Source organism: Nostoc sp., assembly GCF_036917455.1.
Taxonomy (GTDB): Bacteria; Cyanobacteriota; Cyanobacteriia; order Cyanobacteriales; family Nostocaceae; genus Nostoc.
Genome location: NZ_JBALDK010000012.1, coordinates 1 through 25,211, shown reverse-complemented (window position 1 = coordinate 25,211; position 25,211 = coordinate 1). Strand labels below are relative to the sequence as shown.

Below are 25,211 nucleotides of genomic sequence, written 5' to 3'. Positions count from 1 at the left end.
TTGGTATCCAGGTACTGTGGCGAGGTTGGTTAAAATTGCATGACCTCTGTGAAGGTTGGCAGCTTGCAAAAGAGACTTAACGGGAAAAGTCAGATCCAGAGTTGAAAGCCGATCGCAGCATGACTCAGGTTATGGAAGAATTATCTTCTACTGAAAACCGGATTGCTTTTGCACGTCAGGCTTTTAATGACGCTGTAACACTTTACAACACCAAAAGCGAATCTTTCCCCAGCAATCTCGTAGCAAATACTTTTAACTTTACTGTTGCAGAATTGCTCGCCGAAGCTACTCCAGAAATGAGAAATGCTCCTCGCGTGTCTTTTTAAATATCTATGAATTTCTTTGAACATCAGGATCGGGCACGCCAAAACACGCAACAATTAATTGGATTATTTTCCCTGTCGATCGCAGTTATGATTATGGCAATTTACGTTGCCGCTTTATTTCTGTTCCGCGTGGCTCCTCGTGCTTGGTGGCATCCAGGGTTATTTATCTACGTGGCTGGGATTACAATAATTGCGATCGCAGTCGGAAGTTTATATAAAATTGCCTGTCTCCGTCAAGGCGGAAGCGTAATCGCCCAAGAATTGGGGGGAAGGCTTTTACTCCCAGATATGGCAGATGAACAAGGGCGACAACTATTAAATATTGTCGAGGAAATGGCGATCGCTTCTGGTATTTCTGTCCCACAAGTTTATCTCCTTGAAAGAGAAACCAGCATTAATGCCTTTGCTGCCGGATTTACCCCTAATGATGCCGTAATTGGAGTTACCCGTGGAACTTTGCAACACCTGAGCCGGGATGAGCTACAAGGAGTCATTGGCCACGAATTCAGTCATATTCTCAACGGAGATATGCGGCTAAATTTGCGTTTGGTGGGACTACTGCATGGGATTTTGTTCATTTACTTAACTGGGGAATTGTTGTGGCGCATTCGCGGTGATTTCCGCTTAGGAAAAGAAGACAAGGGTTTACCTATCTGGGCTTTTGGTTTAGCGCTGATGGCAATTGGCGGTATTGGATTACTCTGCGGACGATTGATTAAAGCTGCCGTCTCCCGCCAACGCGAATTTCTCGCTGATGCTTCTGCTGTACAGTTCACTCGTAACCCCAACGGACTTACTGGAGTCTTTCAAAAGCTCCAACAGATGGATTCACGCTTGATTTCGCCCGGAGCAGAAGCCTCTAGCCACATGTTTTTTGGCAATGCCCTCAACCCCTCTTTCTGGGAAGATATGTTTTCTACCCACCCACCCATAGCAGAACGTATCCGTCGGGTTGGGGGTTTGAACCTCAGCAATTTGGCAGCAATGCCATCTCGTAATCAAATGCGTTCTCCTTCCCAGGAATCTCTAACAATGGGCTTCGCTGGTGGTTCCAGCGGCACGCCAGAACAGGTAGTCAACCAAGTTGGAAGCGTTACACCAGAGCATTTTGCCCATGCTCAAGGGCTGTTATCGCAGTTACCAGAATCTCTGCGCTTGGGCGTGCGAGAACAGCAAAGTGCAATGGCGATCGCTTTTGCCCTAGCATTAGATACTGAAAATATCGAAATCCAAGAACGTCAAATTGCTTGGTTACGAGAGGTGCAGTCTCCTGAGTTGGTAGACAAAACTCTGGAATTGAGTAGCGAAATTAACCAGTTAGATCCCAAAATTCGTTTACCACTTGTAGATTTGGCAGTACCCGTATTACGCCAAAATTCTGCCAAAGAATGCCAAAGGTTGTGCAAATGCCTTCATGGTTTAGTTGTAGCTACTGGAAGTTTATCACTATGGCATTTTGTGTTGCAGTTAATACTATGGCATCGTCTCCAACCTAGTATAAATTCCACATCTACTACAACAGTAGAATTCACCTCCATAGAACAGATTTGGCCAGATTGTCTATTAGTACTATCTGTAATTGCCCGCGTTGGACACTCTCAGCCCGATGCTTGCACCGAGGATATTGCCTATGCTTTTCGTTCTGGAGTTTTTCGACTTCCTAAAGCCGGAGAGCAAGAAAAACCAGAAATACCGCTAACCTGTAATTTCACTGAACTTAAGAAGAGTATTGAACGCCTTCGCCTTGCTAGTTCTAAACTTAAGCAAGCTATTGTAGATGCCTGCGCTCACACGGTACTATTAGACAACAAAGTTACACAGTCAGAAGCAGATTTGCTCAGAGCGATCGCTATGACGCTAGACTGTCCTATTCCACCGTTTTTAAACCCTCAGCGTAGTGTTTCAAAACACAAACAATCTTCTCCAAAGAGAAGTTAATGTAACGAGTGAGACATGATTATTTATAACTAAACAAATAAAGTCTGCAAAAACGGACTTTTCCATTGTTTTTTATTATAGTTGGAAATAGCTGTTTATCAGGACAATAACCTGTTGCATTTTAATTGCCTTTACAGGCAATTGATTTATTTTTGTTCTAGTTAGTCTTATTGTATAAAGAGTTGTCTTGGTAAAAGAGTATAATATTGTACAAAAAATCTTTAGTTCGCTAGAAGTATTAACTTGCTTAAAAAAGTTTAGACAAAATGCCAGCATTTCAGAAATTTGATTGCTATATTAGATTAAATAACTATTCTGGCAAGGATTAAAAAGCTGTGCGGGATGATTTACAGGGCTTGGAAATTAGTCAGGATGAGCTGCAAAAGCTAACTAATTTACCTGTCAACTATCAACTTTTAATTATTACAAATACTTTCCAAAGTTTATTAAAAAAATATATTCAAAAAATTAAAAGTTCAGAAGGGGCAACTGTAGTTTTTATTGGATTTGCTACATTTGTTTTTGGCTATCTTTTATTTGATATATTTCTAAAAATATTTATATCATGGATAACAATTCCATCTTGGATATTATTAATTATATTAAGCCTATGGGTTGGCGGTCTGACGCAAACAATATTATATTTAGTCTGGAGAAGTAGAAGTAAACTTGTCAAAATTAACATGACAAATTCTCTGCGGATCTTGTTAAGCGATGTTGAAAGATATAATACTGTTATTAGAGCAATAGATATCAACGATCAAATAGAAGAAGCTGGAAATCCAGAGGTACTTATAAAGGAAAGAGAGAGCGTTATTGCAGCGCTTAAACTAACAAAAGCCGATTTAGTTCGGGCTTTGAAGACAGAAAGAATTTTAAGAGAAAATAAGAATTTTATCCTTAGTAATACAGAACTATTCGTCAATAATTTAGCAACTTTAACGGCTATGCAAGTAAATGAACAGGCTACTGAGCATGGAAGGTTACTTAATGAAGCGTTACAGATTGCACTAGATGTACAAGACGAGATGAAAAGATTACAGACTCAGAGTTAAAATAATTCGTAATTCGTAATTCGTAATGACGCTCGAACGCGAATAGCGTATCGTAGACAAGACTTGCTAATGTAATTCGTTACAGAAAAATAGGTCAGACTAAGATACTTCTTCAAATCGCCCCGTTATAGATGGTGATTTAGACCACAACCATAACGTAATATACGAATTGTTGATGGCTTTTTGCATAATCCTTCCCACGATTGCGATCCCCGGTCTAACATAAAGAATATCAAGAAAGCGATCGCTTATCGATATGGACTGGAAAGAAGTTAGAGGTAACTGGGTAATCATTCCCCGAAATCCCATAGGTATCATCCATTTTTTAGGAGGTGCATTTGTCGCCACTGCACCGCACATCACTTATCGCTGGTTACTCGAACAACTGGCGAGTAAAGGCTATGTTGTAATTGCTACGCCTTTCGTCAACACATTAGATCATACTGCGATCGCCAAATCTGTGCTGTTAAACTTTGACCGCACCCTCGAACGCCTACATGATTCTGGAGCATTACGAAAGCTTTATTTCCCCATCTACGGGCTTGGACACAGTATGGGCTGTAAACTTCACTTGCTGATTGGTAGCCTTTTTAAAGTAGAACGTGCAGGCAATATTTTAATATCCTTCAACAACTACGCCGCTAAAGAAGCTATCCCCCTAGTAGAACAGTTCAATTCTACTTTTGCAATCGAGTTTACCCCCTCACCCTTGGAAACCAACAAGCTTGTCCAAGAGCGTTACAATATCCGACGTAATTTATTAATAAAATTTAGTAATGACAGCATCGATCAGTCAGCAGCTTTAACCAAAATCTTACAAGAACGTTTTGATGAAATGGTGACAGCACAAACCTTACCAGGAAATCACACAACACCTCTAGGTCAAGACATTAAATGGCAAACTGGAACATCTTTCACCCCCTTTGACGCATTAGGGCAATGGTTCAAGCAAGAAGCATACCGCGACTTGAATCAGCTAAAAAGTTCCATTCTCTTGTGGGTAAATCCTCTTGCACCGCCATAATATTTTATGACATTAATAAGTCATGAATTCAACGGTGAAATATAAGTGAGTTAGTAAGATATTTTTATTGAGATTACTAACTCATTCGCCAACATAGTATTTTTATTTTCTATTTAGAAAACTATTAATGAGTGTTTAATACAATTTTATATGTTTCAAATATTAGTAATCGATGATGATTATTCTATAAAAATCCTTCTAAAAAGGATGTTAGAAAAACAGGGTTATGAAGTAGTTACTGCTAGTAGTGGCGAGGAAGGAATAGAAAAGGCGCTAGCTTGCCGTCCAGCACTAATTATTTGTGATTGGATCATGCCGGGATTGACAGGTTTGGAAGTCTGTCACCGGATTAAAGAAGATCCCAAATTTTTCACCACATTCTTTATTTTATTAACATCTTTAGATTCTGTTGCCGATTGCGTCAAAGGTCTAGATGCTGGTGCTGATGATTTTATTTCCAAACCTATCGAGCATAATGAATTACAAGCACGAGTAAGAGCAGGATTACGCCTTCATCAATTGAGTAGAGATTTGCAAGCTCAAAAGTTACTTTTAGAATCAGAAATGTCAGAAGCAGCAGAATATGTGCGATCGCTGCTACCTCTTTCTATGACTGAACCCTTCAATATAAATTTCCGATTCATTCCTTCGCGACAACTTGGCGGCGACTGTTTCGATTACTATTGGCTTGATGATGATTATCTGGCAATTTACTTACTCGATACTGCCGGACATGGACTTAAAGCGACTCTTCCCTCAGTTTCAGTACTGAATCTACTGCGTTCTCGTGCGCTCAAAAGTCTGAATTACTATCAACCTAGTGATGTATTAAAGGCTTTGAATGATACTTTCCAGATGAATTATCAAAATGACAAATACTTTACGATTTGGTACGGAGTTTACAACCGAATTAACCGTCATTTAGTTTATGCTAGTGCCGGCCATCCACCAGCAGTTTTAGTAACTGGTGCATCGCCCAGAAAATCTGAAGTTAAACTTTTGAAAACCCCCGGTATGCCAGTTGGTATGTTTCCAGAAGCAAAATATGTTGATGAATTTTGCAATATTGAAGAATTCAGTAGTCTTTACATTTTTAGTGATGGCGCTTATGAAATCACTAAATCAGATGGCACTCTTTGGAGTTTGGACGCTTTTATTCAGTTGCTTGTCAGCTTACAACATCCCGTTGATTGCCAACTCGATCCCGTACTGAGTTATTTAATCGCTCTGAACTCCAAAGATGCTTTTGATGATGATTTATCTATTTTGCAACTTAAGTTTGATTAATTACATATTGGATACTAAAACCTGATTAAATGCGTCTTGGTTAGGAAAGATTTCAAATACTTTATCCATATTAGTCAGTTCAAATAATATTCTAACTTGCTCGTTAATTGAGCAAAGAACAAGCTTAGTATCTGCCGCTCGCAAGGTTTTAAAAGCTAATACTAAAGCTCCCAAACCTGAACTATCCATAAATGTTACATCTTTAAAATCAACTAACACAATCCTTGCACCACCTTCTAACATATCAGTGATGTTTTGTCGAAACTCTTGTGAAGTTGTGGCGTTTAAATTACCGTTGAGCTTAATAACTTTTACTTGTTCTCTCATAATTATGTCACGCTGATTATTGTAAATGATGGTCTGATTTTGCTATTATATACCCATCATAGAACATTTAAAAATGCTTGCAAAATAAAAAAATAGATTCAATATAGAGTAAGTATTGACAATTAATTTGCTTGATAAATAATAATTTTATATATTTTTATATAACGACAAAAAAATATTCAGCTTGATTAAATATAGTTTCTTTAGTAGTAAAAATCCCATTATAAATAAAAAATTAAGTAAGTTAGTACGAAAAAAATATGTATATTTAGATTTGTAAAAAGGTTAGGATAACCGATTATTAAGCAGTTCGATGATTTTAGTCTCTTTACATAGGTTTATTTTTTGAAGCCGACTTACCTATATCTCATTGATTTAGGGATATACCTATCTACAAGCTGAAGTTACTGCTTTTCAGATTATTTCGCAAATATTTTTTTATTTATGTCCAATTACTTACATAATTGAAAGAATTTACCTCTGGACTACCATCTCAATACACTAAGGCTCTACCAGAAAGTTCTCTGAGGCGATCGCCTCTGCTACTTTAGTATTCCCAATATTTATAATTTCTTAACATCCACCACAAAAAGTAAAGAGTTATAAATTTATAACTCCTGACTCCTGACTCTTTCAAACAGGACTAACTTTGGCCCTGTAAAGCAGCTTCTCACCTTGAAGGTAGCCAGTGTAGCGCACCTTGACTGTTTCTCCAGGTTGTGAAGTTCCTTCCATTAACTGATGCAGTTGGGGATCGTAAGGTAATTCTGCTCCCACAGGTGCGATCGCTTCTACTCCCCACGCCTGTAAAAGTTTTTCTAGGGGTTTCTGCACTAACGGGACTATTTTGACTGCTGCTAGCTGTGGATTCTCCTGCGCTTTCTGTGCTGCTGTTGGCCATTGCAATAACAAAGACTCTAGCAATTGTAAAGTTGACTGCTGGAATTCTTGTACTAATATCTCTCGCTGCTGCTCTAGTTGAAGTTGCGATCGCTGGTACTCTTTTTTTAAATCTGCAATTTCTTGCAATAATTCCTGACTTGAGGCTGTTTTATCCTGTAACAACTCTCCAGTTGAAAAAGTTACGACTAATTCACTCAATGGCATCTGTAATATTAAGGAAAGCTTAAGTAGTACTTCTACCCGCATCTGCTCTAGTTTTCCTTGTCGTAACCGCAAAAGTTGATACTCTGAGACACCAGCAGCACGACTGAGCGCTTTAAAACTAGAAATATCTACCCGTTGCATTAAACCTTGCAACTTTTGGGTGAAATCAATATTGGGCATTTGGTACTAGGGTGTATTTTCAAACTCGTTATATCTTAAAAAATAGGCGATCGCAGCCACAGGATGCATCCCAGTTTTTATTTTGCGGCTAAAGCTTGCTGCAAACTATACAGCTATGATTACAGTCGCCTTCATTATTTTGTGGTTAGAGTTTGAAAACATGCCCCAATCTTAACCTCTGTATTTTTAGTGCGTGACATTCTCCCCATAATGAACAGAGTATGCTTACAACCTCAACACCTCGACTACCAGGAGTTTAAGCAGATATACCAGATTAATTTAGACTCACTTTTCTAGTACTTCATCTTCCTATAGACTGTAGCCAAATATCCTGAAGACTGATATAAAATTACCCGATCAGTCATAATAAAAGGCTTGGTTAATCCAAGCCTCTGTATATACCAAGCATTTACTACACCAAGATTAATTTAGACCGATCTCTTACTCTAGTTCATCTTTCTATAGGCTGTGTACAAATCTTCTGAAATCTGGTAACACATCTACTGTTTACTTATTAAAAAAGATTTAGCTGCAAGCTAAACCTCTATATATGCCAAGTTTTAACAATCTCTAGTTAATTTAAAATTATGTTGACTTCAGTTCATCTTTCGAGAAAATGTATACAAATTATTTATAAAAGGTTATAGGCTAGTGACTTCTCTTGAAACATGACTCCAAGAGGGTGGCTATCTAAGTTTTTATAAAAAAAGACCCTGGGTATTATTCCAGGGAACATACACGTTTTTCAGGCATTAACAGGCTGAATAATAACTTTGTAAAATTGTTATTTCTACTATCTATAGAATGATACAAATATTGAACTATATATGGTATGGTAATTTTTTTGCTTAGTCTATCACAGGCTGATGACCATTTGGTGCTTGTTGACGAAAGCTAGTAGTTCATAACGAATAGGACAACCCTCAGCAATAAATGCAACTGCGGTATTAGTATCTAAATTAATCACGTTTTATGCCCAAGAATTTGATGAAATCATCTATGTTTGATAACAATGGAAACCATCAATAAAACCACTTCTTCAATATTAAGATTATTATCATTATTTATACTAAGTTACAATCACGTTGCAACGCTTGCTTAAGCAAACCTTGATATTCTTCATCCTCAACTCGATAAGCCCCAAACCTCTCCAAATGGGGATTCATCATTTGGGCATCAAAAAATACAAATTTCTTCTGACGCAACCTTTCTACCAACTTGACCATCGCTACCTTCGAGCCTTCGGGAATGCGGTAAAACATCGACTCGCCAATGAAAGCACCGCCAAGAACAATCCCTAAAATTCCCCCAGCTAATTCGTCACCCTGCCAAGTTTCAAAACTAAAAGCATAACCACTCTGGTAAAGTAGCCAGTAAATCTTTTGTAATTCCGGTGAAATCCAAGTTGTTTCGCGGTTAGCACACCCAACTACCACAGCTTGGAAATCCCGATTAATCGCTACACTAAAACGCTCTTGATTCAAGACACGCTGCAAAGACTTGGGGTAGCGAAACCGTTCATCCAAAGGAATAAAAGTCCGATCGCGACTTCCGTACCAACTCAGGCGATCGCGTTCATCAGCCATGAGAAAATAGCCTTGTGCATAACCATCAACAATAGCGGCGATATCATATTGCATAAATAAATATAAAAGAAACACTCTTAGAAACGCAATTTGATGCTATCACTCAACCTCAGCGTTCCTCTGCGTTTCCCTCCGCGTCCCTTTGCTTTTAAAAAAAATGACTCAACCAATTCCACCCATCACCCTACCACCACCTGAAAACCCTCTCCTCGAAGGTGAATGGTTACGAGAGCGCTTACAACGGTGGCTAGATACAGAATTTATCCCGGAAGCAGTAAACCAAAAAATTGCCCAACGAGCAGCACAGATTTTTGTGCGTCAACGGATGGAAGGAGAAAACGACCTTGGTTCTCTGGTAATTGCTATTGTCACAGAGATGCAGTCCTATGATTTTTCCAATAGCTTCTATGGAGAGTTTGCGATCGCCAACGCCGTCAGCGATCTACTCTTAGAAAGTCTGGGAATTGATAAGTGTTGCGGTCAATAATATTTTGTCATTTGTCATTTGTTCTTTGCAAATGACCCATGACTAATGACCAATGACTACCAGCTAGACTTAACAACTCCAGGCAATAGACCTTCATGCGCCCATTCTCTCAGCACGTTCCGAGACAACCCAAAATCGCGGTAAACACCTCTAGAACGACCAGTCAACCAGCAACGATTGCGGTGGCGGGTGGGCGCACTATTCCGGGGTAGCTGTTGAATCTTCCGGTGAATTTCCAACTTATCCAAAGGAGATGCTGCACTTCTGAACTCATCCAAAAGGGCTTCCCGCTTGTCAGCATACTTTTCTATCAACCTGGTGCGCTTTTTCTCGCGCTCAATCAAGCTCTTTTTTGCCATAAATTCTCTAACTTATTTAAAGACACCGTTTTCTATTCTACAGTCTCTCCATCAATTCTGGCGTTACTTGTGTCGCTTAACCTACAACTACTGGCTTATTGGCTACAGGGCATAAATCAGCAAGCTCACAAGCAACACAGACGGGAGAGCGGGCTTTACAAATAGCACGACCATGATAAATCAGCCGAATTGACCAATTTTCCCAATCTGGTTGCGGTAATAAACCCATTAAATCTTTCTCAATCCGAACGGGGTCTGTATGTTCAGTTAAACCCAAACGTTCGGACAGGCGCTTGACGTGAGTATCTACTGTCACGCCAGCATTAATGCCATAAGCATGAGCCAAAACTACATTTGCTGTCTTCCGCGCCACACCAGGAAGCTTTAATAATTGTTCCATTTGGTTTGGCACAACAGAGTCAAACTCGTTAACAATCATCCGACAGGCGGCTTGAATGTTTTTAGCTTTATTGTGATAAAACCCTGTAGAACGTACCAAGCTTTCTAACTCTACCAAGTCAGCGATCGCTAAACTCGCAGCATCAGGAAACCTACCAAATAAAGCTGGTGTTACTTTATTCACCCGCTCATCAGTACACTGAGCCGACAGAATCGTTGCCACCAACAATTGTACTGGCGTTGAGTAGTTCAAAGAGCAAGTAGCATCTGGATAAAGACGCTTCAGACGAGTTAAAATTTCTATCGCCCGTTGCTTTTTAGATAAAGATTTGCGGGTAACGCTCACTGGAATAATTTTTGTACCCACTCCAATTGGCTAGTTAATTGAGTAGTTTCTTTGACGATCAGAAAAATTCCTAAGCCTAGGAGTAACACCAAACCTGTTTGCATTACCCCTTCTTGAATCCGAGCCGGAACAGGCTTACCGCGCAAACCTTCAATCAGCAGAAAAGCCAATTGTCCGCCATCCAAGGCGGGTAAAGGCAAAATGTTGATAATAGCCAAGTTAATGCTGATAATTGCTGCAAAAGACAACAGATTTACGCTATTGTCTTCAGCTAACTTTGCACCAATTTTGACAATATTAACTGGCCCCGAAACTTGTCCAGCAGTTTGTTGAAAGTTGGTAATCAACTGGCCAAAACCGCTTAGTGTCCCAACAAATAATTGTTGAAATCTGTTAGCAGCAAGACCAAAAATTTCAAAAGGACTATTAGGACGGCGATAAATTGCTGTAGCATTTGGACTAAGCGCCACCCCAACTACACCTTTGCCATCGGCTCCTAGTTTTGGTGTTAATTTTATGGATTGTTGTTGATTTTCACGCTGGATTTTCAGTTCGATTTGCTGATTGGGATGAGTTTGAATTTCTTTTGTCAGCAAAGGAGTTGATTTATCAGAAGCCGGGAGTTCTTGACCGTTAACAGCCAGAATAATATCTCCTTCCCGAATACCTGCTTGATAGGCAACAGATTCTTGATTAACAGGCTGGACAATGACACCAGCTTGATAGTTTAATTCCTTGGGAATGCCGACGATACCCAATTGTAAAGCTAACACCAAGTAGGCAAATATTAAATTTGCAATCACGCCGGCACTGATGACAATCGCCCGGTCTAAAACTGGACGATTCCGCAGCAGATTTGGGTCATTGGGTGGAATATCGCTATCGGGGTCATCATCGGGAAAGCCCACAAAGCCACCCAAGGGAAAAGCGCGGACAGCATACTCGGTTTGTGAACCTTGGTACTTCAAAAGAACTGGGCCAAAACCCAAAGAAAAACGGTTAACGAGAATGCCTTGAGAACGGGCTGCAACAAAATGTCCCAACTCGTGTACCAAGATTAAAACAGCCAAGACTGCGATCGCTGCTAAAACTGACATAGAGTAAATTAGTGCAAATATTAAGCTATAGTTATCCCCATTCTAATTGGGCATTGGGCATTGGGTATGGGCATAGGTCATTGGTAAAAGACAAATGACGAATGACAAATGACTAATCACAATACTTCACGTCCCAAATAAGGTTGCAGGACTTCTGGTATCTTCACTGTGCCATCTGGTTGTTGATAATTTTCTAAAATTGCTGCCATAGTTCGTCCCACAGCCAAACCCGAACCATTCAGGGTATGTACGAACTGAGTTCCTTTCTTCCCCGCCTCCTTGAAGCGAATATCAGCCCGTCGTGCCTGGAAATCTATAGTATTGGAACAGCTAGAAATTTCGCGGTATTTGCCAGAAGAGGGCAACCAAACCTCTAAATCATAAGTTTTGGTAGAGGCAAATCCCAAATCTCCAGTACTTAAATTTACTACTCGGTAAGGCAACCGCAACGCCTGTAAAATTGCTTCTGCATTCCCCACCAATTTTTCCAATTCATCAAAAGACGTACTTGGTTCGACAAATTTCACCATTTCCACCTTGTTGAACTGATGCAGGCGAATTAACCCTCGCATATCGCGCCCATAGCTACCAGCTTCGCGGCGAAAACATGGAGTAAAAGCGCAGTGATAGATAGGTAAATCTTCAGCAGTAAGAATTTCACCCCGGTAGAGATTTGTAACCGGAACTTCCGCAGTCGGAATCAACCACAAATCATCATCAGCGCATTTAAAGCTTTCTTCAGCAAACTTGGGTAACTGACCGGTTGCTGTCAAAGACTCGGTATTAACTAACAACGGCGGACTGACTTCCACATATCCAGCTTGAGTATGGAGAGTCAGCATAAATTGAATTAATGCCCTCTCCAATGCCGCACCAGTACCCACCAAAGCCACAAACCGACTTTGAGCTACTTTTACAGCCCGTTCAACATTGAGAATACCTAGCTTTTCGCCTATTTCCCAGTGAGGGAGAATATTCGGATTTTGGGGAATGTACTCATCACCCCAACGGCGTACTTCTACGTTATCTTCTTCATTCTTACCAAGGGGTGTAGAGTCGCTTGGTAAATTGGGAAGCGCCAACACAAGTTGAGTAATTTGAGCTTTGAGGTCTTTTTCCTGGGGTTCCAGTTCGCTCAACTTCGCTTTGACAGAGTTACCTTCATCGCGCAAAGCTTGAATTTCTGGGTCTTGAGGATTGCTCCCAGATTTAATCTTTTGCCCGACAATTTTACCGATTTCGTTGCTCCGAGCTTGGAGTTGACTGCGCGTCCCCTCTAGTTCCCGTTGTTGCCGATCTAACTGTAGAATCGGTTCAATGTCGTATTTACCACTACGACTATTCAATCTTTCTTGAACTAATTGCGGATTTTCCCGTATTTGCTTGATATCCAGCACAGATTTTTCTCAGTTTTTAGCCTAAAATCTTCCTATCAATACAGTTAACACATTAAGCATTTAGCATATAGTAATTTTGGTTTGCTGTGACTGGAAAAACAAAGTTTATTGCCAAAATCCAGTCTCAATCTCTGAATGAAGATTTTACCCTAGTATCACTGCCACTACGAAGAAACCATATAGTGCATTTAACCCAATATGCTTGGGTTAAGTATTAAATTATGATTAATTTCTTTTGACTCCTGAAGACTCAGCACTCAAAACTCATAACTAAGGTCGGTTAATGCGATTGAGTAGCCAAAGTGACGCTATAACCCCTGCAAAATGGGCTGATACAGTGTTAGTATTTGCCTGTACCACAAGCATATCTAGACCGCTAATAATGCGGGTGGGGTCAAAAAATTGCGTAGTTATCGCTTGGGGAGATATGGATCTTGCTACCAGTGTTCCAACGATCGCCTGCGCCCCCAAAAGAGTCACCAGCGTTCCCCCTAAATTCACCCACAGCCCTAAGCGTAATACTTGCACTGTCTCGCTTTTGCGAGGGCGGTTACTGGGATTGGAAGATTCCAATTGCTTGCCAATTCTAGTGTAACGGTAAGCTAAATAAATTCCACCAGCCAAAACAACTAGTCCAAAAATTGCTAAAAATACGCCAAAACCAGTCCCAGGATTATTACTAGAACTACCAGTTCTTTGATTAAAGATGGCGAATAGCAACACAATTATACTAGAAACAACGCCTAGTACTAGCTGAATCCAGAAGCTAATCCAACCTGTAAGGCGAAAGGTTTGGGCAATTGCCCGCAAAGAAGATGAAGATGATGGAGCATCGGGAGTCTGTGACATAATGATCGCCAATGTGCTGGGGACGCTTTTAAAGGATACAAAGATATAGGGATATGGAGAACTTTGTTCAGAGGTATCGCACTTCGCGTCTCTAGCCTCCTAGTCTTTGCATCCTATTTGATAAATTTACTATCACATTTATCTAATAAGACAAGAGATTCTCTTGTCTAGCAAATCAGTAATACTTACTAAGCTGTCGCGCCTACAAGTTGCCTCATAATCTTTATAGGTAAAACCTGTAAACCCTCTCCTCTGCCCCTCTGCTCCCCTGCTGTCTCAATGTGCAATTTAAAAACACAACAGCTTACTTAAGTATGTTCACGACCATAGCAGCTTTAAACCCGACATATCTCTTAGCTTAAGTTTTTCGGATTTGCATGGGGAAAATCACTGTAAAACAAAGTGTTTATTAAGTTTTACAGACAAAATTGCATTTTACCTGTAAAATTTCTTCGATGGCATTTTATTGCTTAAGCAGTTCTAACTAGCTCGGCATCACTTAACACCAAGACAGTCAGAAAACCCACGCCTTTAGGTGGGGGCTTGGCACTTGCCGTAATCTGACCAAACTAAGTAACTTTGCCATTCTCTGTTCACTCCTCACCACACTGTATCGAGCTTGGGTAAAGGGACATTTCCTGTATCCCTAAAACTCACAAACTCGTCCCACAACTTCACAGACGTGGGTAATCATTTTGTGTTTACGCTTTGGAAATATAGTCTAAGTAGCATTATATAGGTTACTCACTTAGCAGTAGCACTGTATACTGACTACAAGGATTGTAGACCTCACCCTAAGGCATTTTTTTAGCCATTCACTAACCATGAAACTAGAGGATATATATCAATTTTTTGAGAGTCCTCCGCCAACTTACCTTTGTCAGGAAGTAGCAGTTTGTTACATACTGTCTGTTTTGTTACAAGGTGAATCCTACGGAACCGAGTTGATTGAACAATTAGAAACTGAATATCCAACCTATCGGCTTTCGGATACCGTACTTTATAGTGCAATCAAATTTCTGGAAGACGAAAAGGCAATCACTGGATATTGGAAAAAACTGGAAGGACGAGGACGACCCAGACGGATGTACCAAGTTTCTCCAGAATGGCAAGTCCAAGCGCAGGATTTAGCTTTTCAATGGCTTGACTACATCAACAGGAGGACAAAGTAACGAATAATTGATAATGGATAAGTCTTCTCCAGTCGAACACTAACAATAAGTTATGGATACTGCTATTCTGCCATCTACGTTCCTGCTAACCTTGTTGTTATCGGTTGGGCTGTTTTTCTTTATTCGTGCCTCGACTAAAGACCGCATACAAACAGTACAACTGGTATCTGAGCAAGATGAAGCTGCTTTAATGTCTCAATTAAAAGAGTATTTTCGCTCCCGGTCTTACCGAGTGGCAGCGCTAGACCGAGAACAAAATAAAGTGACTTTTGAAGGGAATGTTCGCCCCAGTTGGTTCTTGGCCATATTTTTAACTATGCTGGCAGCGACTGGGATTGTTTGTCTATCGCTAGTCGTATACCTGCTTTTTCCTAACCTCAGTACCCCTGTTCTGGCTCTGGTACTGCTGTCGCCTTTAAGTGGTCTATTTTATTGGAAAAAATCTGGAAGACTTGAGAAGGTGTTGCTAAAAGTAGAAACAACTCAGAGCAAACAAACCTCCTCAAGTAAGATCACTGTAGTTGGCCATCGAGATGAACTCAGCGAGTTACAGAGGACGCTACAGCTTAAGGCTGGTGAATAATTGTTGGTTTTCTTAACTGTGATATGCAGACTTCTGACCCGATCTAATCTTTAGACAATGAAAAGTAGGAAGGAGGAAATCAAGACTTCCACTTTGTCAATTTTCCCCACAACTTATGTCGTGGGGAAAAATTTAAATTCATTAACTTAAATTCGTTGACAGAGCTTGGTTAACAATTTACGGCATTAGAGCGCAACTTCACTAGCGCTTTTAGAGGCGCTTGGCTCTATACCCACTCCCTTCTTTATCATGACATTAGTATCAATCCATGCAATCTTGCTTGGTTTGAGACTAGTTGATTTTCCAACTACCTAGATTAGCCTTAAAAAGCAAATCAGCTCCAAACTAAAAAAAAATTAAATTTTGCATAAACTTAGCAATTTTGCTAGTTAATGATAGTCAGGAGCCACATCCAATCCGTCAGATGGCCGTCTATGCTTTACCGACTAGCTAAGGCAAGAGTTTCTTGACTTGGCGAAGGTTCTAATACCCTCAAGCTAGGAAACAAGAAATGGTTTTCCTCTACGTATTGAGCACCAAACAGTCCCTTTTCTGCCCAGAAATAACGATCTGTGGTGTGTTCATTTCGCTTTACGAGTAGCAAAGCTGGTGGCAAAATCCCTTCAGCTTGAATGAATCTTCTCGCTGCTGTCACAGGTTTTTCTTCGCCGCTCTCGATGCTATATTGAGGCACATGCTCCAGAATCCGCCGTCCTTCTTGACGACGGCGACTTTTCCTTTTGCGTCTCCTTGCCAATCGATTGTCCTCCTCTTTCAAGCTATAGATTGTAGTGTTAGCTACAAAATCCGTCGTCATTATATAAGTTCTAGTTCAAAATATCAATAGTTTTTAACCTTTTAATGCAAGAAAGTTAACATCTTTGAAAATAGAGAAAACAAAATTACCTAAGGATATAATCCCTTGGTACAAACAAACCATCACTGAGAAGATTTTAGTTAAGCTTTATGAAATGAGTGAGGTAAAAATTAAGTATCCTCTCTTATCATCATGCCTCAAAATCTGTAATCTTGAGCAAGAGCTAAAAAATGTTAATGTCTGCCAGTTCCGATTTTATTGCTCTGTGTCGAGAGCAAATAGCACTGCTAACCCAAGGGCTGGGAGCAACTTTAAGTATTGTGTACCTGACACAAGAATTGGTAGAGACTCCTTCTGGTGAGGCCAAACTGATTCCAGTGGTAATTTACCCGGAAACAGCATTATTACCGCCAGGAGAAGAGAGTGCTGAGACAAAAGTACACAAGCAACTTCAAGTTGGAAATGTGTTGATATTACCCAACGATCGCAGAAGGTTATTGACAGCAGGATCGGAATCTCCAACCTCATCACAGGAGTCTGAGGCATCTCAACCCCATCTAAAAGAGGAATACCTCTTCAGTGGCAACCAAATTGTTTTACCTCTGGTCTATGAGGGTGTAATGATGGGTTTACTGGTAACGGGTAGGCAAGATCGGGCATGGAATGAACATGAAGAAAGTCAGATTCAACGAATAGCCCAAACATTAGCGATCGCTTGTATCTTAGATCAACGGCGGGCATGGTTTGAGGATCAGTTGCGCGAGCAACAAATTCTCCAAGAAAAACAGAGAGATTTGCTGGATAATCTATTGCATCAGTTTCGTAACCCATTAACAGCGTTGCGGACTTTTGGTAAACTGCTGTTGAAGAGACTCCGACCGGGAGACACCAACCGGGATGTGGCAAATAGTATCGTGCGGGAAAGCGATCGCCTCCAAGAATTACTGCAACAATTCGATCAAGTAATTGACTTGACAGAGGAAGATTTAGCACCGCTACATCTGCCCGAACATGAAGTATTTGTGGAAGCAACTATCCAAAAATCCGCTAAACCGCCGCTATTATTGCCGGGAACGGGAGATAAAGCAGTTGACTGCTCGTTAGCAGATATATTAGAACCATTATTAATATCAGCTAAAGCGATCGCCCAAGAGCGAAAGCTAAAAATAATAACTGAAATTCAACATAATTCACCCTTAGTACGCGCCAACATCAAAGCATTACGAGAGGTTTTAACTAACATCATCGATAATGCTTTGAAATACACTCCCACTGGTGGCAAAATTTTGATTCAGGCGGGGCAAGAAAAAGGTAATTTTCAAGGAATTATCATCAGTGACAACGGGCCTGGTATTCCACCCGAAGATTTAGAACATCTTGGAGAACGGCATTATCGGGGTGCACAAGCGCAAACAGAAATCCCTGGCACAGGTTTAGGGTTAGCGATCGCCAAACAATTAATAGAGCAAATGCAGGGCGAAATCGAGGTTTTCAGCCCTGCAATCAACTCTAAGCTAACTTCACCCCATGCACCAGGGACTACTTTTATTATTTGGTTGCCAGAAGTTCAAAATTAGTCATTTGTCATTAGTTAGGATTCATAAGAGAAGAAGTTTCTGTTTGCTCCAATTCCTAATGCCCAATTCCTATCTTAGTGACACCAACAAGTTTTGATTGATTGTCATTTGTAAATCGGTATTTGGGTCAATTGCCACTAAATCAACACTATTCTTACCGAAGAACAGACCAACCAACGCACCGATACCAGCGCCACCCAAGACTTCTTCTGTGGCAATGGCGCGATCGCCAGTTACAGCAGATACCGCAGTTGCTGCACCTGCGCCTAATACAGTATCCTTGATAATTGAACCAATGCTAGTACCCTTCTTCACGGTTTCAGTTTTGGTAATCACTTCAGAAGTAGCGTTAAGTTGATACTCTTGACCACTGGTCAAAACCAATTTTTCAGCAACGAATTGAGAACCGCCTGTAGCAGGCTTTAGTTGACCAATAACTTGACTACCAGCCGGAATCACTACAGATCCGTCTTGTGTCACCACATTTTGAGATACTGTCAATGTCAAAGGTGCTGTTTCATCCTTTGTAACCAGAATTTTTTCTGCCTTGTCATACTTCACAGGAATAGCAGTCCCTTGAGGAATTGTCACAGCTACAGGTGTTGGGGTAGTAGATCCGACAGCCACGACATAAGGCGAGTTAATTGCTGAGGCTTGGTTAGAACTAACCAATGCTTGGTAGATAAAAGCTGCTACCTGGGCGCGAGTGGCGGTTGCAGTTGGATTTAGGAACTTCACATTAGGATAATTTACAACGATTTGCTTTTCAGTTGCTGCTGCGATCGGGCTACGGGCATAGCTAGCGATGTTAGAGGCATCGTTGAAGTATTGCAGGGTGCTTTCGGTATTGCCACTGGGACTATATTCCAGACCGTTAGCGAGGGAAACTAAAACCTGCTGGCGGGGAATAGCTTGGTTAGGCTCAAAGCGATTACCAGGATATCCAGATAAGAAACCAATGGTATAGGCTTGCTGAATTGCACTTGATGCCCAATAGTTGCTGGGCACGTCAGCAAAATTGATTGGCGATCGCTGCTGTGATTTTTGGAAAGCTTTGTTGACCATAGCGGCAAATTGAGCGCGTGTCACCGCTTCTTCGGGGCGGAAGCTACCATCAGGAAATCCGGCAATTACACCTCGCTGTGATAATTGTTGAATAAATTGTGATGCCCAATAGTTAGATGAAACATCAGAAAAAGTGGTTTGAGCTAAAGATGGTGAAGCGGTAATAAGAGGCGCTACAGTGCCGACTGTGATGCTCAAAGTCATGAGTGCAGCTGTTCCAGATTGCAAACGATTTAAAGTAAACATTAGTTTTTAACTCCAGGTGCAATTATTTTTTTTACTGTTAATTAATTAGACAATTGCTAATATCTTTGGTTCCCAATTGTTTCTGTATTTTGTAAAAACCATTACTTTAGTAATACAGGCAACTTTTCAAGATTTATGTCAAATGAAGCAGACAATAGGAGTAGTGTGATTACCCTATTAGCTGCCAGCCTAATTAAAGAAGTATTCCAAGAAAGATTGATACTGATTAAGACGATATAAAGGTATAATAGTTGCTGGTAAATTAATTTTTAGGGTTAAAAATAAATGCGATCGCCCACTATATTTAATGTGGCGATCGCATATCAGGGATGATTGATGATTAAAGCTACAACGTGAATGCAGTTAAACCTAGTAGCAGCCACGACACAAGGCAGTTAATTGCTAAGGTTTAGACACTACATAGGGCGAGTTAATTGCTGGGGCTTGGCTAGAACTAACCAACGCTTGGTAGATAAAAGCTGCTACCTGGGCGCGAGTAGCCGTTGCACTTGGATTCAATGACTTTACATTAGGATAATTTACAACGATTTGCTTTTCAGTTGCAGCTGCGATCGGGCTACGGGCGTAGCTAGCGATGTTAGAAGCATCATTGAAATATTTCAGAGTGCTTTCGGTATTGCTACCAGAAGTAAATTTCAGACCGTTAGCGAGGGAAACTAAAACCTGCTGGCGGGGAATAGCTTGGTTAGGCTGAAAGCGATTACCGGGATATCCAGATAAGAAACCAATGGTATAAGCTTGCTGAATGGCACTGGATGCCCAGTAGTTGCTGGGAACGTCAGCAAAATTGATCGCCTGTCGCTGCTGTGATTTTGGGAAAGCTTTATCGATCATAGCGGCAAATTGAGCGCGTGTGACCGATTCTTCAGGGCGGAAGCTACCATCAGGAAATCCGGCAATTATACCTCGTTGTGACAATTGTTGAATAAATTGTGCCGCCCAATAGTTAGATGAAACATCAGAAAAAGCAGTTTGAGCTAAAGATAGCGGAGAGCATCCCACTTGGATGGGTTTCCCTTGCAGGCTATAAGTCAACGATCCACAAACAAAACCTGCCGACTTAGATTCTATATAAGTCCGCTTTGGCGGATTTTGTTTATCTAGCTGCGATTTCCAATTATCAGATATTTTTTCAAGAGTGGGATGCTTACTCAAAAACTCTGAGTCTGCAACAATATCGTGAGGCCCTTTAACACTTATCTTAGAAGTATTCAGATAGATATTATAATCGTAAATAACGTTTTGATTTTTCGTGTTGCTATTAACATCTTTACCGGGAAAAGCATAAAAAATGTTATTAAGAATCTTGACATCAGATGATGAATAAGCAAATATTTGCCCACCTTTATTTTCTGGAGTCTGATTATTTAAAACAGCCGTGTTATTTACAATATCAACACGATCGCTTGAAAATGCATGAATACCTGAGCCACCATTATTAAATGTAAGATTGTTTTTAACTAAAGTCCGTCCTGTATATGCAGCCAATTTTGAGTTCTTCTGATCGTTTCTAAAAGTGTCGAGAATAATGCCATTACCATCTGTGATCTTTCCAACTTCAATCCAAGGGATATACATACGATTGTTGTAAGTCTTGTTGTTGGTAATAAACATCTTGTATCCCTGGTTTTTGTCAAAATTCCAACTATTCAACATTGAAATACCACTAGAACCATAAACACCATACCAGGCATTATTGAACACCACATTATTATCTACTGTCACATAGTCTGATTGAATCGCTGAAATACCTGCTCCTCCACAGTCATGCACTTTATTATTCAAAATACGGATGTGATGAACATGACCACTGGTTCGTCCGTCAATATTGATGCAGTTTCCATTCGTCAGTGGGTTTAGTTTGTTAGTCTTCTGACTCATCGCATAATCAAGGGTTATGTTGGCATTGTTCCCCACAACCTCCAGCCCATTGATCTCGATATATGAAGCTTCATTTGAAATTACAATCCCGTTCCATGTATTGTGCTGAATTTTTGGGAAATGTCCAGGATATGCTTTATACCTAATCCATGCATTTGTAGTTCCAGAACGTTTAATACTTACTACACTTCCAGTATTGGGTCTATTTGTGTATACCCCGTTCATAATCAATACTGTATCACCAGGGTTGGTAAGGTCTGCTGCCTTTTGAATTGTCTTAAATGCGGATGAAGTAGAAAGTCCGCTATTGTTGTCGTTTCCAGTACCACTAACGTAGTATGTTTTCGGTGTTGAATTCGCGCTAATTAGCTCGCGGCTGGATAGGCTCATTTCCTTGTTAGTGGATATCTGACGGACGTTTTCAACTAAAGATGCTTTTATCTTTTCTCCCTGAGCCAAAAGACTTAACACCACGGGAATTGCAAGATATATGCTTAAATTAAAACTTTGAATTGCCACAAGAAAAGGCTCCTTTCTCACTACTACTTAACAAAAAGTATCAGGATATTACGTAATTTTGAATACTCTTTTAGATAGAGAATAAAATAAAGCCGATTTTATTAGCTCTTTTGATAACGTAATTCAATAAGTATCGATACTGATTAAGACGATATAGAAGTATAATAGTTGCTGTTAAATAAGTTTTTTTATGTCTAAAAATGAATGCGATCGCCCACTATATTTAAAGTGGCGATCGCATATCAGGGATGATTAAACTCACGGCTTGAATAGAGTTAAATCTAGTAGCGGGATTGTGGTACTAAATTCAAATTAGAATTCAGTGTGAGCCTTAAATCTTGTGCGGGTCTGAGGACAAACGCATTTACTTCTTTTTTCCGCAACAAGACACTCGCACCCGCACCCGCAGCTGCACCAAGAACAGGTTTTAAGTCGTCAATTCTGTTATTACCAGTAATTAGTGAACCTAAAAGACCAGCACCTCCACCAATAGCTGCGTCAGTTAAAACTTGACTGGTGCTAGGGCCCTGTGAAACTCTTTGAGTTGTGGTATATGTCCGAGAACTTGCATTAATCGACTGACGCTGACCATTAGAAAATTCTAATTCCTGAGCGACAAACCGCACGCCTTTTCCTTGGTTATCATCTGTATTTCTTGAATAATTATCTAAGTCAACAGATTCTAGCCGTCCATTTACTTTAGTACCAGCAGGAATTAAGACATTTCTATTTTTGTCGATAATGTCATTGGCTATTCTCAAGGTTATAGATTTACTTTCCCCAGGAGCAATAGTAATTGTCTCTTTATCGTAGGTGACAGGAAAATTTACCCCAGAAGGGATGGTAACGTTTCCATATTGACTAGTTCTGTTGTATTGTGCATTCGCAGGAGCAAAGCTGAATAGAGGGCTAATGACGCTTGTGGTAACGGCGATTGCCATAAGTGCAGCAGTTCCAGATTTCCATTGATGTAGGCGAGTCATAAGAGGGTTTTCCTTTGTGTGTGATATGTGTAATGACGATGATTTACTGAGTTTGTTTCTGACTGTTTTTGAACCTGTCTATAAGCGTATTCCGAAGATAAAAGTACTTATTATGATGGGAGTCTGTGCGATCGCGATCGCACCTGATAACTTGTATCCTGCTAATGTGCGTCACTAAAATCAGAGGCAAGACATTTATGCGACGTAAATGGGGATCGTTTTGTTCCTAAATGCTGTTTTATTACTTATGTCCACATATATAAGCCATTGAATAGAGGCGAATGGGTTAACTGCGAACTCTTACTTTTATTCTAGATTGATTTGCTAGAACTTGGAAAATATTTTCGCTTTCTTAACGAATGATTTAGTTGTGGGACTGGAAAATAACTATGTGTTATGTGTGTATTTAAGATTGCTGCTGACGCTGTTTAATCTCTGCGATCGCTAATAGTAATGTATCTTCTATTTGCTGTTGCACTTCCCGGCTGACATAACAATCGCTATTCAAGCAATCTACCAATAATTTATTGGCATCATAATACTGCTGAAGCAATTCTTTTTGTTCGTTGTTGAACTGCCAATCATGACCAATATTGCGATGTTTAATCATTACTTCTCTTAATTCTTCGCACCAAGCCTTTCCATTAGCTAACCACCATTTCTGATATTCTTGCAAGTCTTGTCTACTTGGTAGTTGCTCTCGAAGTTTTTGCAGCAAATGCTTGAGTTCTGGGTCGAGGGATCGATCGAGCGATCGGGAGAGGGACAGGGACAGATCGAGGGATCGGTCGAGGGAGAAGGAGAGGGACAGGGACAGGTCAAGTGAGAGGTCGAGAGACAGGTCGAGGGAGAGGGAAAGGTATCGGGAGAGGGAGAGGGACAAGTCGAGGGAGCGGGTGAGGGAGAGGGATAGGTATCGAGAGAGGGAACGGGAGAGGGAGCGGTCAACGGAGAGATATCGGGAAAGGGAGAGGGACAGGTATCGAGAGAGAGAGCGGGAGAGGTATTGAGAGAGGGCTAGGTAAAAGGCTCTAAGTGCTGCTGGTTTGTAAGAAAAATTAACGGAAAGAGATTTTTTCCTTACCCACAGAAGAAACTCCTGCAACCTCTGCTCGTCAGCTACCATAAAATCAATTTTCTCTTTCATCAACAGCAATAACCGATCTGCACTTGGAGACATCCCAACTGCTAGCAAAAAGACTTCCCGCCAGCGTTTCTCAGTAATATGGCTAACAATATTTTTCAGCGCTTCCTCTGATGACTGTCTCACAACCACAATTTCTCTAGCTGTGAAATACTCATGAAATGTGAGGTGAGAAAATGAGTAAATCCCTTTTGCCCTTTCTACAACTAGTCCATGATGATGTTCAATTGAACGCAAAACTTGCTCACTATCAAGTTGCAATGCTTCTTCGTCAAGATTAGCACCGGGTAAATTGCGGATGTATTCTGTAATATATTGCTCTGCTACTTTCTGCCTGAAGCAATAGTCACCGCCCTCAAAGGTGGTCAGAGCCATTTTACTGAGTAAATCTTCTTTGCGTTGGACTAATAGCTTTTTGTAAATCTGGTCGCGTTGAATTCCACGCTTGGCATCCCATTTTTTTAATAACGCATCCAGTCCTTCTTTATATAACTGAGAAAGATTTGCAGGGAAATCTCCTGACTCTTCAAATGCTAAACAAAGTAACGTCAGCAGCAGCGGACTTGCTGCAAGTTCTTTGATGCGGTTATTCTCTTCGAGACGTTTGATAAAAGTCTCTGGTTTTACAGCTTTATCCTTAAACCAGTTATTGGTAAAGTTTAAAATTTGGTCATTGTCAAAATCAGCAACTTCTACCTCTGTAAACTTCTCAAAGCTATACTCCTTTGCTGCAATCCGGCAGGTCATGACAAACTGATTTTTTGGGAAACGATCGGAAAACTCACGAATTTCTTTTAATACACGGTTACTATCCTCTTCTCTAACTTCATCCAACCCATCAAGTAAAACTAATGCCTTGCCATTTGTTAGTACATCTCGGATAGAAGAGATAGGATTTATCGTCTCTTCAGTGATGTATTGTAATAATCCAGGTTTGTTTGCAGCTTCCGCAAAGTTTTTGAGGGTGACAAAAATGGGTACACGTTCAGCCTGAAACTCACCTGCAATACACTGAATTGCCAAATACTTCAGAAATGTGGTTTTACCTGCTCCTGGCTTACCCAAAATCATCAGCTTGGAATATTTCTCAACTGCTTCCAGTCCTGGCACTCGTTTTGCAGTAATTCTGTTAAGTCCAAAGAGGTCAAAATCCTGGCTGCTACAGTGTTGTAAGAAGTCATCAATTCCTAAGCGTTGCTGTCCAGTGATTTTCTCTAATATATTGACGCTGGTGTAAATGTCATTCAACCCGATGGGTTGAGTCATATCTAGCACCCGCATTGTGCCGCATCGTTCTTGGATACGAGGTTTTATCTTTTCACGCACCTCTTGCACGATCGCATCAATAAGCTGCTACGCAGCTAAATTTAATAAACAGCATTACCTTTATTTTTAATCTTGCGCTCCCATTTAATAATAAGGCCTCCTTCATTTAACAA

Annotated in this window: 22 protein-coding genes and 1 pseudogene; 10 read left to right on the top strand and 13 right to left on the bottom strand. The window is 40.5% G+C overall.

What is annotated here, in order from left to right:
* Positions 1 to 101: 101 nt before the first annotated feature.
* The 5 genes from V7K42_RS00850 to V7K42_RS00830 all read left to right on the top strand — a co-directional run bounded on the left by V7K42_RS00850 (position 102) and on the right by V7K42_RS00830 (position 5,630).
* Positions 102 to 326 (top strand): LemA family protein, encoded by a 225-nt coding sequence (locus tag V7K42_RS00850; protein ID WP_334912649.1) that lies wholly within the window; start codon positions 102 to 104, stop codon positions 324 to 326.
* Positions 327 to 332: 6 nt separating this feature from the next.
* Positions 333 to 2,264 (top strand): M48 family metallopeptidase, encoded by a 1,932-nt coding sequence (locus tag V7K42_RS00845; protein WP_334912647.1) that lies wholly within the window; start codon positions 333 to 335, stop codon positions 2,262 to 2,264.
* A gap of 335 nt (positions 2,265 to 2,599) precedes the next feature.
* Positions 2,600 to 3,319 carry a hypothetical protein gene (locus tag V7K42_RS00840; RefSeq protein ID WP_334912645.1) on the top strand — a complete coding sequence of 240 codons (720 nt, stop codon included), beginning with the start codon at positions 2,600 to 2,602 and terminating at the stop codon, positions 3,317 to 3,319.
* Between the two features lie 256 nt (positions 3,320 to 3,575).
* The gene (locus tag V7K42_RS00835; protein ID WP_334912643.1) at positions 3,576 to 4,343 is read left to right on the top strand and encodes a DUF1350 family protein; all 768 of its coding nucleotides are present in this window, start codon (positions 3,576 to 3,578) and stop codon (positions 4,341 to 4,343) included.
* A gap of 150 nt (positions 4,344 to 4,493) precedes the next feature.
* Positions 4,494 to 5,630 (top strand): SpoIIE family protein phosphatase, encoded by a 1,137-nt coding sequence (locus tag V7K42_RS00830; protein WP_334912641.1) that lies wholly within the window; start codon positions 4,494 to 4,496, stop codon positions 5,628 to 5,630.
* Here V7K42_RS00830 and V7K42_RS00825 read toward each other — a convergent pair whose 3' ends face one another.
* The 3 genes from V7K42_RS00825 to aat form a co-directional block, all read right to left on the bottom strand.
* Positions 5,631 to 5,957, bottom strand: coding sequence for an STAS domain-containing protein (locus tag V7K42_RS00825; RefSeq protein WP_334912639.1), 327 nt, complete (start codon positions 5,955 to 5,957; stop codon positions 5,631 to 5,633).
* 633 nt (positions 5,958 to 6,590) lie between these two features.
* Positions 6,591 to 7,244 (bottom strand): nucleotide exchange factor GrpE, encoded by a 654-nt coding sequence (gene grpE / locus V7K42_RS00820; RefSeq protein ID WP_334912637.1) that lies wholly within the window; start codon positions 7,242 to 7,244, stop codon positions 6,591 to 6,593.
* Positions 7,245 to 8,308: 1,064 nt separating this feature from the next.
* Positions 8,309 to 8,884 (bottom strand): leucyl/phenylalanyl-tRNA--protein transferase, encoded by a 576-nt coding sequence (aat, locus tag V7K42_RS00815; RefSeq protein ID WP_334912635.1) that lies wholly within the window; start codon positions 8,882 to 8,884, stop codon positions 8,309 to 8,311.
* 103 nt (positions 8,885 to 8,987) lie between these two features.
* On the opposite strand from aat, the gene V7K42_RS00810 reads away from it, so the two are divergent.
* Positions 8,988 to 9,317: a hypothetical protein gene (locus V7K42_RS00810; protein ID WP_229553787.1), complete on the top strand. Its 330-nt coding sequence runs from the start codon at positions 8,988 to 8,990 to the stop codon at positions 9,315 to 9,317.
* Between the two features lie 56 nt (positions 9,318 to 9,373).
* Here the strand turns inward: V7K42_RS00810 and rpsN are convergent, their stop codons facing one another.
* The 5 genes from rpsN to V7K42_RS00785 all read right to left on the bottom strand — a co-directional run bounded on the left by rpsN (position 9,374) and on the right by V7K42_RS00785 (position 13,764).
* A complete protein-coding gene (gene rpsN / locus V7K42_RS00805) occupies positions 9,374 to 9,676 on the bottom strand; it encodes a 30S ribosomal protein S14 (RefSeq protein ID WP_334912631.1) in 303 nt (100 codons plus the stop codon).
* A 76-nt stretch (positions 9,677 to 9,752) separates the two neighbouring features.
* Entirely contained in the window at positions 9,753 to 10,442 is a 690-nt protein-coding gene (gene nth, locus V7K42_RS00800) for an endonuclease III (protein ID WP_334912629.1), read from the bottom strand.
* On the bottom strand, positions 10,418 to 11,518 hold the full coding sequence (rseP, locus tag V7K42_RS00795; protein ID WP_334912627.1) for an RIP metalloprotease RseP: 1,101 nt from the start codon (positions 11,516 to 11,518) through the stop codon (positions 10,418 to 10,420). The genes nth and rseP overlap by 25 nt, the downstream gene beginning before the upstream one ends.
* A gap of 116 nt (positions 11,519 to 11,634) precedes the next feature.
* The gene (gene serS, locus V7K42_RS00790; RefSeq protein ID WP_334912625.1) at positions 11,635 to 12,915 is read right to left on the bottom strand and encodes a serine--tRNA ligase; all 1,281 of its coding nucleotides are present in this window, start codon (positions 12,913 to 12,915) and stop codon (positions 11,635 to 11,637) included.
* A gap of 270 nt (positions 12,916 to 13,185) precedes the next feature.
* Positions 13,186 to 13,764, bottom strand: a complete 579-nt coding sequence (locus V7K42_RS00785; RefSeq protein WP_334912623.1) for a DUF3611 family protein — start codon at positions 13,762 to 13,764, stop codon at positions 13,186 to 13,188.
* Positions 13,765 to 14,588: 824 nt separating this feature from the next.
* On the opposite strand from V7K42_RS00785, the gene V7K42_RS00780 reads away from it, so the two are divergent.
* A complete protein-coding gene (locus tag V7K42_RS00780; protein WP_334912621.1) occupies positions 14,589 to 14,936 on the top strand; it encodes a PadR family transcriptional regulator in 348 nt (115 codons plus the stop codon).
* Positions 14,937 to 14,988: 52 nt separating this feature from the next.
* Positions 14,989 to 15,519, top strand: a complete 531-nt coding sequence (locus V7K42_RS00775) for a cofactor assembly of complex C subunit B (RefSeq protein WP_334912619.1) — start codon at positions 14,989 to 14,991, stop codon at positions 15,517 to 15,519.
* Between the two features lie 439 nt (positions 15,520 to 15,958).
* Here V7K42_RS00775 and V7K42_RS00770 read toward each other — a convergent pair whose 3' ends face one another.
* Positions 15,959 to 16,276, bottom strand: a complete 318-nt coding sequence (locus tag V7K42_RS00770) for a DUF3155 domain-containing protein (RefSeq protein WP_094329017.1) — start codon at positions 16,274 to 16,276, stop codon at positions 15,959 to 15,961.
* 290 nt (positions 16,277 to 16,566) lie between these two features.
* Between V7K42_RS00770 and V7K42_RS00765 the strand changes: the two genes are divergently transcribed.
* Positions 16,567 to 17,913: a GAF domain-containing sensor histidine kinase gene (locus V7K42_RS00765; protein ID WP_334912618.1), complete on the top strand. Its 1,347-nt coding sequence runs from the start codon at positions 16,567 to 16,569 to the stop codon at positions 17,911 to 17,913.
* Between the two features lie 69 nt (positions 17,914 to 17,982).
* Here the strand turns inward: V7K42_RS00765 and V7K42_RS00760 are convergent, their stop codons facing one another.
* From V7K42_RS00760 to V7K42_RS00745, 3 genes and pseudogenes are all read right to left on the bottom strand, one after another.
* Complete coding sequence (locus V7K42_RS00760; protein WP_334912616.1) at positions 17,983 to 19,224, bottom strand: S-layer homology domain-containing protein; 1,242 nt, start codon at positions 19,222 to 19,224, stop codon at positions 17,983 to 17,985.
* 411 nt (positions 19,225 to 19,635) lie between these two features.
* Positions 19,636 to 20,268: pseudogene (locus V7K42_RS00755) on the bottom strand (S-layer homology domain-containing protein); the annotation flags it as partial.
* A 1,658-nt stretch (positions 20,269 to 21,926) separates the two neighbouring features.
* Positions 21,927 to 22,628, bottom strand: a complete 702-nt coding sequence (locus V7K42_RS00745; RefSeq protein ID WP_334912614.1) for a conjugal transfer protein TrbI — start codon at positions 22,626 to 22,628, stop codon at positions 21,927 to 21,929.
* Between the two features lie 25 nt (positions 22,629 to 22,653).
* On the opposite strand from V7K42_RS00745, the gene V7K42_RS00740 reads away from it, so the two are divergent.
* Positions 22,654 to 22,806 (top strand): hypothetical protein, encoded by a 153-nt coding sequence (locus V7K42_RS00740; protein ID WP_334912612.1) that lies wholly within the window; start codon positions 22,654 to 22,656, stop codon positions 22,804 to 22,806.
* Between the two features lie 228 nt (positions 22,807 to 23,034).
* Here the strand turns inward: V7K42_RS00740 and V7K42_RS00735 are convergent, their stop codons facing one another.
* Complete coding sequence (locus V7K42_RS00735) at positions 23,035 to 25,098, bottom strand: NACHT domain-containing protein (protein WP_334912610.1); 2,064 nt, start codon at positions 25,096 to 25,098, stop codon at positions 23,035 to 23,037.
* Positions 25,099 to 25,211: the final 113 nt, after the last annotated feature.

What these genes read in the sequence shown, in the direction of transcription:
- V7K42_RS00845 (WP_334912647.1), top strand. Translation starts at nt 333, where the DNA reads ATGAATTTCTTTGAACATCAGGATCGGGCACGCCAAAACACGCAACAA.
- V7K42_RS00835 (WP_334912643.1), top strand. Translation starts at nt 3,576, where the DNA reads ATGGACTGGAAAGAAGTTAGAGGTAACTGGGTAATCATTCCCCGAAAT.
- V7K42_RS00830 (WP_334912641.1), top strand. Translation starts at nt 4,494, where the DNA reads ATGTTTCAAATATTAGTAATCGATGATGATTATTCTATAAAAATCCTT.
- V7K42_RS00825 (WP_334912639.1), bottom strand. Translation starts at nt 5,957, where the DNA reads ATGAGAGAACAAGTAAAAGTTATTAAGCTCAACGGTAATTTAAACGCC.
- grpE (WP_334912637.1), bottom strand. Translation starts at nt 7,244, where the DNA reads ATGCCCAATATTGATTTCACCCAAAAGTTGCAAGGTTTAATGCAACGG.
- aat (WP_334912635.1), bottom strand. Translation starts at nt 8,884, where the DNA reads ATGCAATATGATATCGCCGCTATTGTTGATGGTTATGCACAAGGCTAT.
- V7K42_RS00810 (WP_229553787.1), top strand. Translation starts at nt 8,988, where the DNA reads ATGACTCAACCAATTCCACCCATCACCCTACCACCACCTGAAAACCCT.
- rpsN (WP_334912631.1), bottom strand. Translation starts at nt 9,676, where the DNA reads ATGGCAAAAAAGAGCTTGATTGAGCGCGAGAAAAAGCGCACCAGGTTG.
- rseP (WP_334912627.1), bottom strand. Translation starts at nt 11,518, where the DNA reads ATGTCAGTTTTAGCAGCGATCGCAGTCTTGGCTGTTTTAATCTTGGTA.
- V7K42_RS00785 (WP_334912623.1), bottom strand. Translation starts at nt 13,764, where the DNA reads ATGTCACAGACTCCCGATGCTCCATCATCTTCATCTTCTTTGCGGGCA.
- V7K42_RS00780 (WP_334912621.1), top strand. Translation starts at nt 14,589, where the DNA reads ATGAAACTAGAGGATATATATCAATTTTTTGAGAGTCCTCCGCCAACT.
- V7K42_RS00775 (WP_334912619.1), top strand. Translation starts at nt 14,989, where the DNA reads ATGGATACTGCTATTCTGCCATCTACGTTCCTGCTAACCTTGTTGTTA.
- V7K42_RS00765 (WP_334912618.1), top strand. Translation starts at nt 16,567, where the DNA reads ATGTTAATGTCTGCCAGTTCCGATTTTATTGCTCTGTGTCGAGAGCAA.
- V7K42_RS00760 (WP_334912616.1), bottom strand. Translation starts at nt 19,224, where the DNA reads ATGTTTACTTTAAATCGTTTGCAATCTGGAACAGCTGCACTCATGACT.
- V7K42_RS00745 (WP_334912614.1), bottom strand. Translation starts at nt 22,628, where the DNA reads ATGACTCGCCTACATCAATGGAAATCTGGAACTGCTGCACTTATGGCA.
- V7K42_RS00740 (WP_334912612.1), top strand. Translation starts at nt 22,654, where the DNA reads ATGTGTAATGACGATGATTTACTGAGTTTGTTTCTGACTGTTTTTGAA.